At 62.7% G+C, this 16904-nt stretch carries 13 protein-coding genes; 7 read left to right on the forward strand and 6 right to left on the reverse strand.

Annotated features, from left to right (window positions below):
• The first annotated feature begins 55 nt into the window (after nt 1-55).
• From ACOFKT_RS09075 to rplS, 4 genes are all read left to right on the forward strand, one after another.
• Complete coding sequence (locus ACOFKT_RS09075) at nt 56-406, forward strand: KH domain-containing protein (RefSeq protein WP_419803668.1); 351 nt, start codon at nt 56-58, stop codon at nt 404-406.
• Between the two features lie 112 nt (nt 407-518).
• A complete protein-coding gene (gene rimM / locus ACOFKT_RS09080; RefSeq protein ID WP_419803669.1) occupies nt 519-1106 on the forward strand; it encodes a ribosome maturation factor RimM in 588 nt (195 codons plus the stop codon).
• Complete coding sequence (gene trmD, locus ACOFKT_RS09085) at nt 1099-1935, forward strand: tRNA (guanosine(37)-N1)-methyltransferase TrmD (RefSeq protein WP_419803670.1); 837 nt, start codon at nt 1099-1101, stop codon at nt 1933-1935. The genes rimM and trmD overlap by 8 nt, the downstream gene beginning before the upstream one ends.
• 165 nt (nt 1936-2100) lie before the next feature.
• Entirely contained in the window at nt 2101-2457 is a 357-nt protein-coding gene (gene rplS, locus ACOFKT_RS09090) for a 50S ribosomal protein L19 (RefSeq protein WP_419803671.1), read from the forward strand.
• Between the two features lie 313 nt (nt 2458-2770).
• Here rplS and ACOFKT_RS09095 read toward each other — a convergent pair whose 3' ends face one another.
• Nucleotides 2771-3502, reverse strand: a complete 732-nt coding sequence (locus tag ACOFKT_RS09095) for a superoxide dismutase (RefSeq protein WP_419803672.1) — start codon at nt 3500-3502, stop codon at nt 2771-2773.
• A gap of 54 nt (nt 3503-3556) precedes the next feature.
• The gene (locus ACOFKT_RS09100) at nt 3557-5830 is read right to left on the reverse strand and encodes a transferrin receptor-like dimerization domain-containing protein (RefSeq protein ID WP_419803673.1); all 2274 of its coding nucleotides are present in this window, start codon (nt 5828-5830) and stop codon (nt 3557-3559) included.
• A gap of 167 nt (nt 5831-5997) precedes the next feature.
• Between ACOFKT_RS09100 and ACOFKT_RS09105 the strand changes: the two genes are divergently transcribed.
• The 3 genes from ACOFKT_RS09105 (at nt 5998) to ACOFKT_RS09115 (ending at nt 9101) form a co-directional block, all read left to right on the forward strand.
• Nucleotides 5998-6255, forward strand: coding sequence for a FeoA family protein (locus ACOFKT_RS09105; protein ID WP_419803674.1), 258 nt, complete (start codon nt 5998-6000; stop codon nt 6253-6255).
• A 3-nt stretch (nt 6256-6258) separates the two neighbouring features.
• Nucleotides 6259-8070: a ferrous iron transporter B gene (feoB, locus tag ACOFKT_RS09110; protein WP_419803675.1), complete on the forward strand. Its 1812-nt coding sequence runs from the start codon at nt 6259-6261 to the stop codon at nt 8068-8070.
• A 68-nt stretch (nt 8071-8138) separates the two neighbouring features.
• A complete protein-coding gene (locus ACOFKT_RS09115; RefSeq protein WP_419803676.1) occupies nt 8139-9101 on the forward strand; it encodes a magnesium transporter CorA family protein in 963 nt (320 codons plus the stop codon).
• A gap of 244 nt (nt 9102-9345) precedes the next feature.
• Here ACOFKT_RS09115 and ACOFKT_RS09120 read toward each other — a convergent pair whose 3' ends face one another.
• The 4 genes from ACOFKT_RS09120 to ACOFKT_RS09135 form a co-directional block, all read right to left on the reverse strand.
• Nucleotides 9346-12825 (reverse strand): TonB-dependent receptor domain-containing protein, encoded by a 3480-nt coding sequence (locus ACOFKT_RS09120; protein ID WP_419803677.1) that lies wholly within the window; start codon nt 12823-12825, stop codon nt 9346-9348.
• Between the two features lie 240 nt (nt 12826-13065).
• Complete coding sequence (locus ACOFKT_RS09125) at nt 13066-15393, reverse strand: xanthine dehydrogenase family protein molybdopterin-binding subunit (protein WP_419803678.1); 2328 nt, start codon at nt 15391-15393, stop codon at nt 13066-13068.
• Nucleotides 15390-16376, reverse strand: a complete 987-nt coding sequence (locus tag ACOFKT_RS09130; RefSeq protein ID WP_419803679.1) for an FAD binding domain-containing protein — start codon at nt 16374-16376, stop codon at nt 15390-15392. The genes ACOFKT_RS09125 and ACOFKT_RS09130 overlap by 4 nt, the downstream gene beginning before the upstream one ends.
• Complete coding sequence (locus tag ACOFKT_RS09135; protein ID WP_419803680.1) at nt 16373-16873, reverse strand: 2Fe-2S iron-sulfur cluster-binding protein; 501 nt, start codon at nt 16871-16873, stop codon at nt 16373-16375. The genes ACOFKT_RS09130 and ACOFKT_RS09135 overlap by 4 nt, the downstream gene beginning before the upstream one ends.
• Nucleotides 16874-16904 lie beyond the last annotated feature (31 nt).

A 16904-nucleotide genomic window follows, 5' to 3' on the forward strand; every position in this document is an offset into this window, starting at 1 on the left:
GAACGCGTTCGGTGCCAACGCAGCGCCGCGCCAATTCGCACATACAAAGGTTTGCATGACGGTCCCTTCTTCCGAAAACACCCCTGATTCCCTTCCCGAGCGCATGTCAGAGCTGCTCGTGGCCATGGTCGAAAAGCTGGTCGACGATCCGGACTCGCTTCACGTCGAAACAGACTCCGGCGAAAATTCCACCACCTTCCGCCTCTACGTTGCGCCTGACGATCTGGGCAAAGTCATCGGCAAGCAGGGCCGCACCGCCCGCTCGCTGCGCACCATCCTCAGCGCGATCGGCAGCAAGGCAAATCACCGCATGCAGCTGGACGTGCTGGAGGACGAAGACGACGGTTTCGAAGACGACGAGGCTGAAGACGACGAGCCCGACGCCGGAAGCACGCCGGAAGCCTAGACGTAACCTCTCGACTGGAGCCCACTCGCTTTCTGCGCTGGCGTAGCGGCTTTGGTGCTTGCATCAAATCCGCATTTTGCATCGGCGGGGGACTCTCTGCAATGCTGGTTGCGTGACACCGCCGAATCAGGACGATTGGGTCTTGCTCGCCCGCGCCGTACGCCCGCAGGGCCGGCACGGCGAGATCCTGTGCGACCTCCACACCGACTTCCCGGAGCGCTTTGCGGAGCGCCGCAACCTTTTCGGACGCCGCGAAGCTGCGGAGCCAACACCGCTCCAACTCGAAACCCATTGGCTGCCGACCGGAAAATCAGCCGGCCGCATCGTGTTGAAGTTCGCCGGCGTCGACAGCATCGAAGCCGCCGAGGCACTCACCGGGACCGAAATCGTCCTGCCTGCAAGCGAACGCGTTGCACTCGGCCCGGACGAGTTCTACATCTCCGACCTTCAGGGCTGCACGCTGATCAACGTTGCCGGCGACGACGGCCCCAACGAGCTCGGCACCATCACCGACGTTCACTTCGCCACGGACCGCAGCGGCAAAAAGCTGGAACACGCCACGCCCGTCCTCGTCGTGCAGAAAGCCAACGGCGACGAAATCCTCATTCCGCTCGCGCTCGAGTTCCTCCGTAATCCCGACCTCCACAACCGTCGCATCGAAATGGCGCTCCCCAACGGTCTGGTCGAAGCCAATGGATGACGAAACCGCGCACTCCATGCGCGCTGCCCTTCGCTTTGACATCCTGACGATCTTCCCGGACTTCTTTACCAGCGTGCTTCGCTATGGCGTGGTCGCGCGCGCCCTGCAGACCGGTATCGCCAACGTTCACATCACGGATCTTCGCGACTACACCCACGACCGGCACCGCACGGTGGACGACCGCCCCTTCGGCGGAGGCGAGGGCATGGTTCTGAAGCCGGAGCCGATCTTTGCCGCCGCCGACGCGCTCGGCGTCACACCCAGGCCGCAGCGCGACACCAGCCGCGAGACCGTTATCATGCTCTCGCCGCAGGGCCAGCCCTTTACACAGCAGATTGCCCGCACGTTAGCGCTAACGGATCGCGTCGTCCTGCTCTGCGGACGGTACGAGGGCGTGGACCAGCGCGTCGTCGATCACCTTTGCGACCAGCAAATCTCGATTGGCGACTATGTACTCTCCGGCGGCGAACTGGCGAGCGCCGCTGTCCTTGACGCGACCGTTCGCCTGCTTCCGGGAGTGCTCGGCAACGCCGACTCCTCACACTACGAAAGCTTCGGCGCCGCAAGCGACGGGGCAGCCGCCCACGGCGAAGTTCCGCTCGCCGTGAGTCCCGCCGCCGGCCTGCTCGATTACCCGCACTACACCCGTCCCGCTGATTTTCGCGGTTGGTCCATTCCAGAAGTCCTGGCCGGCGGGAACCATACGGAGATCCGGCGCTGGCGCCGCGAACGGGCCCTGGAAACCACGCTACGCAACCGCCCCGACCTGCTCAATGCCTGCGCTCTCTCCAGGCAGGATCGTGAACTTCTCAAAAAGCTGGAAGGCTGAAGCGCCATCACCCGCATCGGTTTCGAGGCGTGTCATCCTGAGCGCAGCAAAGTACCTGCTTCCTGTGGGCCAGATCTTGTCATTTCTGTGGGCCAAATCTCGTCGACACATTCGTGTGTTTTTCCGCTATACTGACAAACGACTCTAAGTAAGGAAAACTGCGTCATGTCGATTCACCCCATCATGCAAAAGCTGGCGAACAAGCTCCAGCGCACCGATCTGCCCGACTTCGCCCCCGGCGACACCGTTCGCGTGCAGGTGAAGATCAAGGAAGGCGACAAGGAGCGTCTGCAGGCGTTTGAGGGCATGTGCATCGCCCGCAAAAACGGGCCGCAGGGCAGCTTCACCGTCCGTAAGATGAGCTTTGGCCAGGGCGTCGAGCGCATTTTCCCCTACAACAGCAAAGTCGTCGACAAAGTCGAGAAGATTCGCTCGTACGAAGTACGCCGAGCCAAGCTTTTCTACCTCCGCGGTCTGCGCGGCAAGGCTGCCCGCCTCCGCGAAGTTGGCCGCACCGCGTAACCCTTTTCATTCGCAAACAAAAACGCCGGCTTCGCGCCGGCGTTTTCTGTCTTCACCTATCGCCCGAAGACTTGTCATTTCGACCGAAGCCCGCGCGCTCTTTGCGCGGGCGCAGTGGAGAAACCTGCATTTGCTCGCAGCCGGAGGTGCTGATGCACGGAAGGCGCTCCGGACCCACGTGTCGCCGCAATCAAAATGCGGGTTCTCCACTGCGCAGGACGGTAAAGCTGTCCTGCTCCGGTCGAAATGACAATGCGGTGCCAGCATCGCGCCAAAAGAGCTTAGACCCACGAGAATACCCGAGACAGCGTCGCTATACCTTCTTCAGCGCCGCGTATCTCTCCTGCACGAAATCCCAGTTGACGACGTTGTAGAACGCCTGCACATACTCCGGCCGGCGGTTCTGATACTTCAGGTAATACGCGTGTTCCCAAACGTCGATCCCGAAGATCGGCGGCATACCGGCGGACAGCGGCGTGTCCTGATTGCTGGTGCCAATCACCTGCAAGGTTCCGTCCTGCTTCAGCGCCAGCCATGCCCAGCCGCTGCCGAACTGGCTCAGCGCCGCCTTCGTGAACACCTTCTGAAAAGCCGGGAAACTGCCGAAATTCTTGTCGATCGCTTTTCCCAGCTCCCCGTTCGGCACAGCACCATTGTTCTTCTTGAGCGATGGCCAGAAGAGCGAATGATTGGCGTGACCGCCACCCTGATTCCGCACCGCGGTCCGCTTCTCCTCCGCAACGGTCTGCAGGTTGGCGACCAGCACCTCGACGGGCATGGAGGACAGCTTTGGGTCGTCTCCGATCGCCTTGACCAGGTTGTCCACGTAAGCCTTGTGGTGCTTGTCATGGTGAATCGACATGGTCTGCGCGTCGATGAACGGCTCCAGCGAATCCGGAGCGTATCCCAACGGCGGCAGCACGCCGATTGCGTGCGTCGCGACAGCCTGCGAGGCCTCAGCAGCCCACGCCAGCAACGACGGCGAGAGCGCAACCGCGCCCATCGCCAGACCTGACATTCTCAAAAACTCGCGACGACCTGTCATGCTCATCTCCCCTACGTAAGCGCTTACGTTGCGTGAACTGGCGGCGGACGGCGTCTACTGCCCGCCAACCTCGCCGGCCAGTTTCTCAATGTACGCCGCCTCGTCGTTTAGTGCTTGCACCAGCACGCCCAGTTGCTGCTGTGCCTCGTCGTAGCGGCCGTCCTCGACTGCCTCGCGAACTCCTGGTAACGTGCTCGCACCATACCCTGTGTACGTGCCCGGCGCATACAGTAGGTGTTTCACCCACGGCCGCCCCGGCAACCCGGCATCGCTCAGCAGCTTGCGCTCCGCAATTGCCAGATCGTTGTTCAATGTCAGCCGCTGTGCGGCGGGCAGTGCGGCAGCGTTAGCGCTAACGTTGCCGTATTTGGTCGCCGCGGCATCCAGCCGCGTGATCGCCGTATCCAGCGTGCCGAAATCCATTTGCGGCGGCACCGGCAGCGCCGGCGGTGGCTGCATCGGGTTCTTCGGATCGTTCGCCAGCGTGTACGCTCCGCTCTTCAGCGCGCGGTTCCGGCGCTCCGCAGCCTGCCGCAGATCCTTCACCTCTGACTTTAAGTTGTCGCTGTAATCTTTTACAGTCAGTGCGAGTTCGTGAAAGCTCAGCGGCATCACATCCGCGTCCGCAACGCGCATTACGATCGTTCCTGCGGTCTGCGCAAACAACTTGCCGTATACCTCGTCGCGGTCGGCGAACTGGTCCCAGTGCCACGGCGTGTCATAGGCCGAGTGGTACGTGCCACTGTGGTCCTCGCCGCCAAAGCCGATGTTGATGGACGCCACACCCAGGTGATCGACAAAGCCGGCGTAGTCCGACCCGCTGCCGGCCGGACCGAGCGCAACGGTCGCCCGCGCCTCGCCAGCGTCGGGACGGCTGCCGCCGCGGCCGCGACCTGCCTGCTGGGCGGCGCGCTGGCGCTCAAACACGGTGGACTTGCTTTCGGGGTCGGTCATCTCGCGAACGACGTCATTCACCAGCAGCTCATAGCTTTGCGATCCCTGCGCGCCGAAGAAGCCGCGCCCGTTCTCATCCGAGTTGATGTAGATCGCGCCGTGCTTGGTCAGCTCGTCTGCATGCGCCTCTGCCCACTCGGTCGAACCCAGCAGGCCTGGCTCTTCACCATCCCAGGACGCGTAGACCAGCGTTCGCTTCGGCTGCCAGCCCTGCTTGTGCAGCTCGCCCAGCGCCCGGGCCTCTTCGATCATGGCCGACTGTCCGCTGATCGGATCATCGGCTCCATTCACCCATCCGTCGTAGTGGTTTCCGCGCACGATCCAGGTGTCCGGCTCCTCGGAGCCCTTGAGCATGGCGACCACGTCTAGCACAGGTTTGGTGCCCCAGTCGGACTCGATCTTCAGGTGCACCTTTGCCGCGCTGGGACCGAACTTGTACGTTAGCGGTAACGCGCCGCGCCACGTGGCAGGCACCGTACGCCCCTGCAGCGACGCCAGCAGCGGTTGCGCGTCACCCCAGCTGATTGGGATCGTCGGAATCGGCATGATCACCTTCGCGTCCGCGATCGCAAGGCGTTTCGCACCGGGCACCGACGCCACACCCGGCGTCAAAGGATCGCCTGCGTACAACGTGGTATCGGCAACCGAACCGCGCTGCACACCCCACTGCGGCCGCATCGGGCCGGCAGGAATGGTGTCGCCCGTCGCAAAGCCGTCGTCCGCCGGATCGCTGTAAATGATGCAGCCCACCGCGCCGTGCATGGCGGCCAGCTTCGGCTTCAGACCACGCCAGCCACCACCGTAACGTGCGATTACGACCGCACCCTTCACGCTGACGCCATAGCGATCCAGCTCCTCGTAATCGGCTTTATTGCCATAGTTCACATAGATCAGCGGCGCGGTCACATCGCCATCGGCGGCGTAGATGTTGTACGGCGGCATCGCAGGGCTTTTGTCATGCGTATACGGGTCCTCCGGCACCTCGGGTTCCATTAGCCGCGCCTTGTACGGCTTAGCGCCGGTCAGCTCCAGCACGCGCGTTTTGGGCGTTGGGTACAGCACGTCGAACTGCTCGATGTGCGCGTCCCAGCCCCACGACAGGTACTGCTTCAGCAGCCAGTCTGCGTTGGCACGTTGCGCGGCAGACCCCACATTGTGCGGATGAGCGGCCAGCAGGTGCATGTTGTCGCTGATCTTTTTCGCATCCGGCATCGCCTGGAACTTCGTCTCCCATTGCCGCTCGGTGGCGGAATCGGCCGCCGTAAAGCCCTGCAGCGGCTTACTGATGTCCACTGCCTGCGCCTGCTGCGCGTGAAGCGTGGAAAGCGGCTGCAGCAAAACAGCGGCCACGGCAAGGACGGCAAGACGACGCATGAGGTCTCCTGAGGTGCAGATTGGTTGCGGTATGTCCGTTATACGTGACGCGACGGGAATGGGCCGCAGCGAAACGGAGCAATCGCAAAGAGCAGACGAGATACGCGCCCGAACCGGGCATCTCAGACCAAGGCGGTCCGCATTCTTGGTATCATCACAAAGCGGGCGTGCCTCATACCCTCCACGCCCCGGAGTTGCGGTTGCACCTGGCAGAGCTGAGCACGGGAGAAAAGGCTGTCGTCACCGGCGTGGCGATGAGCGAGGCGCACTGCCAACTGTGCGGCCTGGGCGTGGTGCCCGGGGCTGAAGTGGAGATTGTTCGTCACCTGAGCCGCAAGACCATGCTGATCGTGCGGGTCGACGGATCAGACGTCGCCCTCCGCGAAGCGACCGCGCTTACCGTCAAGATTCGCAGGCCGGAATAGCGCATGGACTTTCAAACCATTGGCCTGATCGGGCCGCCGAACGTCGGCAAGTCCACGCTGTTCAACCGGCTCACGGGGCTTCGCCAGAAGGTCTCGAACTACTCCGGCGTGACTGTAGAGCACCGCACTGGAAGGCTGCGTGGCAGCGGCAAGACCGTCATCGACCTGCCCGGCGTCTGGACGCTGACGCCGAGTTCTGAGGACCAGAAAATCGCGGTTTCCATTCTGCAAGGCGAGCAGCCTGCCCTGCCGAAGCTCGACGCCGTTCTGCTCATCGTGGACGGCACGCAATTCCACCGGTACAGCTTGCTGATTGGCGAGGTGCTGGCCTGCAAGCTGCCGACCATGCTGCTGATTAACATGGCCGATGAGCTGGAGCAGCGCAAAGGCTTTATCGATCCGCTGGCAATCGCGCGCGAACTGCACACGCCTACGGCGCTCATCAGCGCCGCCCGAGGCACCGGCATGGACGCGATCACCAAGTGGCTTCACCAGGAACATGCGCCCGCAAACGTTTTGCCCGTGTTGCAGGCGGGCGGCAACGCCGCAAGCTGTGCTCCCAACTGCGGCGACCTGACCGCGGCGGGTGCGTACCGGCGGCCCGAACATTCCACGCTCACGCGCGCGGTGGACCGCTGGGCGCTGCACCCGATTGCCGGGCCGATTCTGTGTCTTGTTTTCCTGCTGCTTGCGTTCCAGGTCATCTTTCGCTTTGCTTACCCCGCCGGGCAGGCGCTGACGAACTGGCTCGGCGACATCGGCACCAAGGCAGGCGCGGTGCTGCCCGACACCATTCTGCGCGCCATCGTGGTGGACGGCATCTGGAACGGCATTGCGTCGATCCTTGGGTTTTTGCCGCAGATTCTCTGCATGTTCCTGGTGATCACGGTGCTGGAGGACAGCGGCTACATGGCGCGCGCGGCGGTGATCGCCGATCGGACGATGGGACGCGTGGGCCTGAACGGGCGGTCATTTCTGCCGCTGCTTTCTGCGTATGCGTGCGCGGTGCCGGCCATCATGGCGACGCGCGCGATCCCCTCAAAACGAGACCGCATTGCGACCATTCTGATTGCGCCGTTCATGACGTGTTCGGCGCGGCTGCCAGTGTATGCGCTGCTGATCGCCGCATTCATTCCGGCGCGACCGGTTCTAGGCGGCATTGTCGGTCTGCAGGCAATCACCATGATGGCGCTTTATCTGACGGGCCTGCTGGCAGCCTTGTTGACGGCGTTGCTGCTGCGCTCCTCGGTGATGCGCGGGCAGGCCTCGGCGTTTGCGATCGAATTGCCGAACTATCGCATGCCCCGGCTGCGCACCATTGCGCTGGCGATCGTGGATCGGAGCAAGGTTTTCCTGAAGCAGGTTGCGACCGTGATCCTGGTGCTGAACCTGATCGTCTGGTTCCTGGCGCACCTACCGCTACGTAACGGGCAACCCAGCCCGGTGGGGTCGAGCATTTTGGCGTGGGTGGGTGGGCTGATTGAGCCGTTGCTGCATCCGCTTGGCTTCAACCGGCCGGTCGGGATTTCGCTGCTCACGGCGTTTGTGGCGCGGGAGAGTGTCGTTTCGACGCTGTCGACGCTGTACAACAGCGTGCATCCGGGCGACCTGCTGCGGGCCGACATCGGCCTGCCTGGCGCTCTGGCGCTGATGATTTTCTTTGCGCTGGCGATGCAATGCACCGCCACGTTGGCCGTGGTCCGCCGGGAAACGAACAGCTGGACATGGCCGCTGGTGCAGTTCGGGTACATGACGGTGCTGGCGTATGCGGCGTCATTCGTGACGTACCGGGTGGCGCTATTACTGCATTTGTAAGGTCAGTTGCGCGCCGCGTGAGATAGCGGGTCTGCATCAAGACGCCGACGCAGCTATGATGTACGCGCATGATCACGACGTACCTGCTCCAAAGCGGCAAGCTTCTGGCGGACGCAAACGGCTCCGTCCAAGACGCACTCTGGGTTGACCTGTTCGACCCGACAGCGGACGAGGAGCATCGGGTCGAAGAGGTGCTGCATGTGCAGATTCCTACGCGTGCCGAGATGCGTGAGGTGGAGAGCAGCAGCAACCTGTATCACGAGGATCACGGTACGTTTGTGACGGTGCGGGCCGTTGTGCGTACTCCCGACGAGCAGCCACGGCTAAGCTCGATCACGCTGGTGCGGACTGAGACGATGCTGGTTACGGTGCGGTATGGGTCGCCGAAGGCATTTACAGAGTTCGTGGCAAGAGTTGGTAAGGAAAGCAGCGCGATCACGACCAGCATGTCGGCAATGCTGTGTTTTCTGGAGACGCTGGTGGACCGCGACGCGGACATTCTGGAGGAGATCGGCGATGCGCTGGATCCGGTGTCGCGCGAAATCTTTTCGCAGAACGCGGGTGCGATGAAGTCGATTGCGGCGGCCGACCTGGGACGAGTGCTGAAACAGATCGGGCAAAGCGGTGATCTTGCGTCGCGCGTGCGGGAGAGTTTGCATAGCGTTGGCCGTGCGGTGCCGTTTCTCGCCGCCGAACTGCACGAGGATCGTGCGTTGCACGTCCGTCTGAAGACGTTGGGAACGGATGTGCAGTCTTTGCTGGAGCATGACAACTTCATGCAGACGCAGATACAGTTTCTGCTGGACAGCAACCTGGGTCTCATTTCCATCCAGCAGAACGCGATTATGAAGACGCTCAGCGTGGCGGCGGTGGTATTTTTGCCGCCAACACTGATCGGGTCCATCTATGGCATGAACTTCGAGAAGATGCCAGAGCTGCACTGGCATCTGGGGTATCTGTACGCGCTTGGATTGATGGTGCTGTCGGCGATCGGTCCGCTTCTGTACTTTCGATGGAAGCGATGGTTGTAGCGCGAGATTGTCCCCACGCCTCCCCCCCCTCCCCCAAAATGCTAAGTTATTCTCCGGAATGGGGTTTTCGCGCAGAGGATTTGTAGTTCTTGCAATCACAGTGACTTACGCGTAAGTTCCTGCGGTGGTGCAAGTTAGGGGCCGATGCACACGTTTCGGGGCAGCGGGTTTGCCACAAGTCCGTGTGGAACAGAAAAGCGGCCTGCAAGCAGGCCGCTTTTCCTGGTTCAGCTTTCACAGCGGGTTAGAAGAGCACCTTGAGTGCGAACTGAACCACGCGCGGCGTGAAGGTGCTGGTGACGAGGCCGCCCCCGGTTGGAGTGGTTCCCTGGGTGCCTGTGGGGCTGCTGGGAAGGTAGAGATTGGTGTGATTGAAGACGTTGTAGAGCTCGGAGCGGAATTCCAGCTTGGCGCCTTCCAGCGGCAGCCGGAACTGTTTATTCAGGTCGAGGTCCGTTTGGTAAAACGCTGGCGTGCGGCCCGGGTTGCGTGACAGGTTCCCGAACGGCGACTGAAGAATGCCCGCGGCATTGGTGATGGCAGGCAGTTGCAGCGCGGCGTAGTTGACGTATTGCACGTAGCCGGTGTTTGCCTGGCGCACCTTGCGGCCCTGCGTGAGCGGCTGGCCGGCAACGCGATTGAAGCGGTAGAGGTTCACGCCGCGATAGCTGGCGGTGATCTGGGTGGAGCCGAGCTGTGCCGAGTTCGGCGTGTAGGTCAGATTAAAGGGGGTGCCCGCCTGCGCCGTGTTGACTCCGGTAAGCTGCCATCCGCCAAGCACTGCGTCGACCACGGGATTCATATTGCTGCCGAAGTGGCGGCCGCGTCCGAAGGGCAGTTCGTACACAAGGCTTGTGACGTTGATGACCGGCGTGTTGTAGTCGGATTGGCTGTAATCGCGGTTGGGATTATTCGCATCCTGCAGCGAGGGGGAGTTGCCCTCAAGCGATGCCGCCAATTGGTCGAGCGAATGCGACCAGGTGAAGCTGTTCAGCAGTGTCAGGCCGCCGACCATGCGCTGTTCGTAGCGAACCTGGAGCGAGTTGTAGTTGGAGCTGAAGTCGTTGAGTGCTTCGGTGATGTCAGACGGCCAGTTGCCAAAGGGGCGCGAGTAGAGGGGCGCCGCAAGCGTGCCGCCGAGTACGTTGCGCTGGTTGCCGTTCAGAAAGCCCTGCAGCTTGACACCATGGTTGCCGACGTATGCGACATCGACCAGGCTGTTTTTGAAAAGCTGGCGCTGAATCGCAAGATAGTAATTCTCAACATAGCTGTCACGCGTGTTTCGCGGGACCCAGGTGATGTTGTCGGTGGCGGGGTTGAAGTTGGTCGCGAGCGTCGCGGGAAAGCCCTGATCGGCGGTGACGTAGCAGCTTTCCGTGGTGGAGCCGGTCGGCACGATCTGCGCGGGCAGTGGCGATGTGCAATGGTTCGTTGTGCTGGGCGTAATCTGGTTCACTGCGGCGAACTGCGCTTGTGGCGCGTTGATCGCAAGGATATTGCCCGAGCCAGCGCGATAGTAGTGCACAAAGCTGGTGCCGAAGCCGCCGCGAAGCGAAGTCCTGGGCGTGGCGGCGTACGCGAAGCCGATGCGTGGCGCGAAGTCATTCAAATCGGGGTTCACCAGCGACTTGCCGTAAACACCGCCTGGCCGAATCGGCGTGATGCCATTGCCGGCAACAGATCCCGGTGAGAGCGTGAGCACGGTTTGCGTTGTGGGATCCCAGTTAGAGATGTAGTTGTTCTTCTCAGAGTACGGCGAACCGTACTCCCAGCGCAGACCGATGTTCAGGGTGAGGTTGGGGCCGACCTTCCAGTCGTCCTGAGCGTAGGCGCTGTGCAGGGTCTGGCGGAGGTGCGCCTCAAAATTGTTAGCCAGCGCGTAGCTGCTGGTGGTGCCGAACAAAAAGTCGGCCCAGTAGCTGTCGGCCACCTTGGTTCCTATCGCGCTGTAACCGCCACCAAATGAGAGCTGGCCGTAGAGCGGGTTGTTGTCGAGCACACCCATCCAGATCTTTTCGTACTCGTACCCAAACTTGAGCGAGTGGTTGCCGCGCACCCAGGTGTAGTTGATCTTGGGGTCGAGCAGTGCAGGATTCTGAAACTGCGGGTTCGTGGTCTGGCGGCCGAAGCCGGAGAAGCCACCGGAGATGCCGATGGCCGGCAGGCCGCCTGCGATGTTTGCGGCGGTGGGCAGGCCGGGGATGTTGAAGTTCGTGGAGCCGATGCTGAGCGGCGTCTTGCCCGCTTTGGTGCGAGACAGACCGAGACGGACGTCAAGAACGCGGTTCGCGCCGAAGAGGCCGGTATAGCCGAGAGCGATCTGCTGGTCAAGGATGCGCTGTGGGCCGGAGGTTTGACCTTCCAGCGGCAGCGGAATGGTGGGGGCGTTGGTGCCCGTCTCCTTGCGCTCGCTGATCCGCAGAAAGTAACGCGACGACGCGTTTGGGGCGTAGTCGAGGCGGAGGTCTCCCTTGTCGCCGTAATCCTTAAAGGGCACCTGGACGGAGTAGTCGTTGGAGTTCTGCCCTGTGGTGGCGGAGCCGGAGCCGGGAAGGCCGGGGATGGCCTGAAACGCGCGCACGATCTGCAGCGAGAGTGGGTTGAAGGCGTTGGTTGGAATGCGCTGACCGGCAGCGTAGGTGGCACCCGTGATGGGGTTGCGCACGGGCACGACAAGGATGCCGTTCAACTCATTCTGGGTGGGCAGCGTAAGCACGAACAACGGCTTGGTAATGGCGCGCAGACCCTCGTAGTCCAGGAAGAAGAAGAACTTGTCATGGAAGATGGGGCCGCCGACGTTGCCACCGAACTGGTTGCGATTGGTCGTAGGCTTGCGAAACGGGACAGGGCCGTTGGTGCCGATCAGCGTGGGCTTGAAGAAGCCGCCGGCATTCAGGTCGGTGTTGCGGAAGAAGTCATACGCCGTGCCGTGGAACCGGTTGGTGCCCGATTGCGAGGCGACGTTGATGGTTGCGCCCGAGCTGCGGCCGTACTCCGCGCTTTCGTTGTTGGTGACGACGCTGAACTGCGCGACGGAGTCGGGCGGAACGGCGATGATCTGGTTGTCGAAGCCCTGGTTGGATTCGCCGTAGCTGTTGTTGTCCATGCCGTCGAGCAGGAAGTTGTTGAAGACGGAGCGCTGGCCGTTGACGTTGTAGGCGCCCTGGCGGATGAGGCTGTTGCCGTTGGAGGAGGTGGTCGCGGCGGAGGGCGCCTGACGCACACCGGTGACGAGGCCGAGCAGGTCAGAGTAGTTGCGGTTGACGATGGGCAGCGCTTCCGACTGGTAGTTGGTGATGGTCTGGTCGCGCTGGCTGGACTCGGTCTGCACCTGCAGGGCGACGTCCGTCACTTCCACCGTAGACTCGGCAGTGCCGATTTTGAGCGAAAGGTCGATGCGCTGGCGGTTGCCGACGGCGACGGAGATGTTCTGCGCGACGGCACTGGAGAAGCCGAGCGCGGTCGCCGTGATTGTGTACACGCCAACGCGCAACTGCGGCACGTTATAGTTGCCGACCGAGTCGGTTTTTGCCGCATTGCTGACGCCGGTGGCGGTGTTCACGATGGTGACGTCGGCGTTCGGGACCGGCGCCCCGCTCCCGTCGCGAATCGTGCCGAGCACGCTGCCGTTTTCGTATTGCGCGTGCAGGGCGGCGGGTGCAAGCGTGACAGCGGCAGACGCGAGACAGACGAACAGCGGGAACTGGCGAAGGGGTTGTCGCATGGCTTTGAGTGAACCGCGCCACTGTAACAGAGCGATGAACACAATGTGAAGGCAGTAATAATGCGCGGTTGTGTTCGCCAACCACGACGAATGCCGGCCAAACGCATGGACAGCGGCAAGCGTGGCCAGGCCGTGGGCCTGGTCACGCTTGCCGCTGTGTTCTGTGGACTCGGCCTGAATTTGATGGGCGAGAAGCTGTGCTTTCTTCGACGGTCCTTCCGGCTTCGCGCTGAATGCGAATCAGTCGAGCAGCTTGTCCAGGGTGATTGGCAGGTCGCGCACCCGCTTTCCGCAGGCGTTGTAGATCGCATTCGAGATCGCCGCGCCGACACCCGTGATGCCGATCTCACCGATGCCGTGCGCGCCCATGGGTGCGTGCGGGTCGGGGATGTCGGTCCAGAGAATGTCTATCTCGGGAATGTCCATGTGGACGGGCACGTGATACTCGGCCAGGCTGGGGTTCATGACGCGGCCGTTGCGCTCGTCCCACTGTGTTTCTTCCATGAGCGCCAGGCCGACGCCCATGATCATGCCGCCGCGGAACTGACTAGCGGCGGTTTTGCTATTCAGGATTTTGCCGCAGTCGAAGGAGCCGAGCATGCGCCGGACGCGGGTTTCGCCGGTGACCGTGTTCACGCCGACCTCGACAAACACCGCGCTGAAAGAGTGCATGGCCCAGTGCATCATTTCCAGCGGCGGGGGTGGGTCGCCGACGACAGTGACCTCTTCCTGACCGGAGCGGTGAAAGATGGCGGCGAAGGTCTCGCCACGCGAGGGATCGGCCAGGCTCCAGATGCCGCCATCGCGCGTGTCGACCTCATCGGGTTTCAGGCCGTGCAGAGGCGAGTCCTTGCCGGCGAGCTGAATGAGCTTCTTGACGAGTTCCGTGTGGGCGGCAATGACCGCCGCGCCGACCGAGGCGGTTTGCGACGAACCGCCGGCGAGGACTGTGCCGTCGATGGACGAGTTGCCGTAGCTGATGCTGACGCAAGGCAGGGTCAAGCCGAGGCGCTCCGCGACGATCTGCGCCTGCACGGTGGCGGTGCCCATGCCCATCTCATGCGCTGAGAAGGAAGCGACCGCGCGGCCATCGCTGGTGAGTGTGAGGGTCGCCTTTGCGCCGGGCATGCGGTAGTAGGGGTAGGTTCCCTCGGCACATCCCATGCCAATCAACCATTCGCCGTCGCGACGTGTGGCGGGAGTGCTGCTGCGCTCAGACCAACCGAAACGCTCCGCGCCGTCACGGAACATTTTCTCGACATTGCGCGAGGAGAAGGGCTTGCCGGAGGCGGGGTCTTTCTCCGGCTCGTTGCGCAGACGCAACTCAATCGGATCGATGTCGAGTTGCTCGGCAAGCTCGTCGACCGCACACTCCAGCGCAAAGGTGCCGACCGACTCGCCGGGAGCTCGCATGAAGGTGTTCGCGAGCATGTCCATGTCTGCGACGTTCTGGCCGATGCTGAGGTTTGGTGAGGCATAGGCGTGCCGCGCAGGAAAACTGAACTGCTCCGGCAAGTTGTTGTGCGGGGTCATGGCGGTGGTGCCCGTGTGGATCAGCGATGCAAAATGACCTTCCGCATCCGAGCCGATGGCGACGCGCTGCTCCGTGACGGTGCGTCCGCCAACCGTGCGATACACGCCCTCCCGCGAAAGCACGCAGCGTACGGGCTGACCGCTGAGTTTGGAAGCCGCAGCGGCGAGCACATGATGGTGCCACAGAGTCTTGGAACCGAAGCCGCCGCCCACATACGGCGACGAGATGTGAACCTGCTTTTCGTCAAGGCCGAAGACCTGAGCCAGGGTCCAGGCGGTCTGGACGACACCCTGGGAGGCGTCATGGATGTACAGTTCGCCATCGTCCCAGAACAGCGTGACGGCGTGCAGTTCGATCGGGTTGTGGTTGTAGCGCGGCGTGCGGTAGGTCAGGTCAACGCGGTGTGGCGCGGCGGCCAGTGCGGCTTCTGCATCGCCCACTTTCACGCGCGCCGGCTCCATCATGATGTCGTCGAGCTCGCGCGGGTGTTGCAACGCTTCGTTGAAGTGCGTGACCGCGGGCTCAGCCTGATAGCTGACGCGGATCAGCGACTTGGCATGGTCGGCCTCTTCCTGCGTGTCGGCCAGAACGACGGCGATAGGTTGGCCGTTCCAGTGGATGCGGTCATCCTGCATGATGGGCAGGTCGTCGGGGCCAGCCGCCTTGGGTTTGGAGTTGAAGATGGGCGTCGGCTTCAGCTTCGGCGCGTTCTTATACGTCATGACCAGGCGGACGCCGGGCGCGGCTTCGGCGGCTGCGGTGTCGAGCTCGGTCATGCGGCCCTTGGGGATGGTGCTGAACGCGACGGCGGCGTAGAGCATGCCGGTCACCGGAAACTCCGCGGCAAAGGGCGCGGCGCCACGTACCTTCAACGGGCCGTCGACGCGCGAGATGGGGGCGCCGATTAGACCGCCTTTATGGCCGTGCTTGTGCTGTGTGATGAGCGGGTCGGGCTTGGCGCCCGGCATCCACGAGTCAGGCGCGGCTTCGACGATGTTGCGCACGACTTTTGTTGCTGCGGATTTCAGGCTCATGCGGCCTCCTGTGCGAGCTGCTGGAGCACGGCGGTAATGGTGCGGTTGGCGAGTTCGACTTTGAATGCGTTGTGCTCGCGTGGTTGCGCGGCGGCAAGCTCCGCTTCCGCGGCGGCGCGGAAGTTTTCAGCCGTAGCCGCTTTGCCGCGCAAAGCATCTTCCGCGGTGCGGGCGCGCCATGGTTTGTGCGCAACGCCACCCAGGGCGAGGCGGACGTCTTTGACAGTGGTACCGTCGAGCTCCAGTGCGGCCGCAACCGAGACGAGAGCGAAAGCGTAGCTGGCGCGGTCGCGGACCTTGCGATAGGTGGAGCGTTTCGCGAACGCGAGCGGCGGCAATTCGACGGCCGTGATGAGCTCGCCTGGTTGTAATTCTGTTTCGATCTGCGGAGTGTCGCCTGGCAGGCGATGCAGTTCGGTGAACGGAAGGGTGCGCTCGCCCTTCGAACCGCTCAGGTGCACGGTCGCGTCGAGCGCGGCGAGGGCCACGCACATGTCAGAGGGATGGGTTGCGATGCAGGCCTCGGACGCGCCAAGGATGGCATGGATCCGGTTGAAGCCGCCGATGGCATCGCATCCTTGGCCCGGGGTCCGCTTGTTACACCGCGAGCCGTCATCGTCGTAGAAGTAGGTGCAGCGGGTGCGCTGCAGCAGATTGCCGCCGACGGTGGCCATGTTGCGGATCTGTCCCGAGGCGCCGGCAAGAATGGCGCGGGCGAGCACGGGGTAACGATCGCGCACGAGCCGGTGCTCCGCCACGGCTGAGTTGCGGACGCCGGCACCGATGCGCAGGCCGCCCTGCGCCGTTTCTTCGATGGCGGTGGAAAGCCCGGTGATGTCGACCAGCGAGGCGGGACGCTCAATGGTCTCGCGCATGAGGTCGACCAGGTTGGTGCCGCCGCCCAGGTATTTTGCGCCGTTCAGGTTGCCGAGGCGGATGGCGTCGGCGGCTTCGTTGGCGCGGGTATAGGTGAAGGTATTCACTGGGCCTCCACGTATTCGGTGATGGCATCGACGATGCCGTTGTAGGCGCCGCAGCGGCAAAGATTGCCGCTCATGCGCTCGCGCAGTTCATCGCGGTCCAGAGTGACCAGACCGGCGGCAAGGTCGCGCGTGACGTGACTGGGCATGCCGCGCTTTGCCTCGGCTGCCATGCCGATGGCGGAGCAGATCTGGCCGGGGGTGCAGTAACCGCACTGATATCCGTCGTGCTCAAGGAAGGCCTGCTGCAGCGGATGGAGCTGGCCGTCTGTCGCCAGGCCTTCAATGGTGGTGATGTTTTGACCCTGGTATTGCACGGCCAGCGCAAGGCACGACAGGATGCGCTCGCCCTCCACCAGCACCGTGCAGGCGCCGCACGCGCCCTGGTTGCAACCTTTTTTGGAGCCATGCAAATCCAGGTGGTCGCGAAGCAGATCGAGCAAAGAGGTTCGCGCGTCGAACTCAATCTCGGTCGCTTTGCCGTTGATGACGAACTGCATAGATGTCCCCTCGCTTTGGGCAACAGAGTGT

The organism is Terriglobus sp. (assembly GCF_965201105.1).
In the GTDB taxonomy this organism is placed as follows: Bacteria; Acidobacteriota; Terriglobia; order Terriglobales; family Acidobacteriaceae; genus Terriglobus.

What these genes read in the sequence shown, in the direction of transcription:
- rplS (WP_419803671.1), top strand. Translation starts at nt 2,101, where the DNA reads ATGTCGATTCACCCCATCATGCAAAAGCTGGCGAACAAGCTCCAGCGC.
- ACOFKT_RS09115 (WP_419803676.1), top strand. Translation starts at nt 8,139, where the DNA reads ATGATCACGACGTACCTGCTCCAAAGCGGCAAGCTTCTGGCGGACGCA.
- feoB (WP_419803675.1), top strand. Translation starts at nt 6,259, where the DNA reads ATGGACTTTCAAACCATTGGCCTGATCGGGCCGCCGAACGTCGGCAAG.
- ACOFKT_RS09120 (WP_419803677.1), bottom strand. Translation starts at nt 12,825, where the DNA reads ATGCGACAACCCCTTCGCCAGTTCCCGCTGTTCGTCTGTCTCGCGTCT.
- trmD (WP_419803670.1), top strand. Translation starts at nt 1,099, where the DNA reads ATGGATGACGAAACCGCGCACTCCATGCGCGCTGCCCTTCGCTTTGAC.
- ACOFKT_RS09135 (WP_419803680.1), bottom strand. Translation starts at nt 16,873, where the DNA reads ATGCAGTTCGTCATCAACGGCAAAGCGACCGAGATTGAGTTCGACGCG.
- ACOFKT_RS09100 (WP_419803673.1), bottom strand. Translation starts at nt 5,830, where the DNA reads ATGCGTCGTCTTGCCGTCCTTGCCGTGGCCGCTGTTTTGCTGCAGCCG.
- ACOFKT_RS09125 (WP_419803678.1), bottom strand. Translation starts at nt 15,393, where the DNA reads ATGAGCCTGAAATCCGCAGCAACAAAAGTCGTGCGCAACATCGTCGAA.
- ACOFKT_RS09075 (WP_419803668.1), top strand. Translation starts at nt 56, where the DNA reads ATGACGGTCCCTTCTTCCGAAAACACCCCTGATTCCCTTCCCGAGCGC.
- ACOFKT_RS09095 (WP_419803672.1), bottom strand. Translation starts at nt 3,502, where the DNA reads ATGACAGGTCGTCGCGAGTTTTTGAGAATGTCAGGTCTGGCGATGGGC.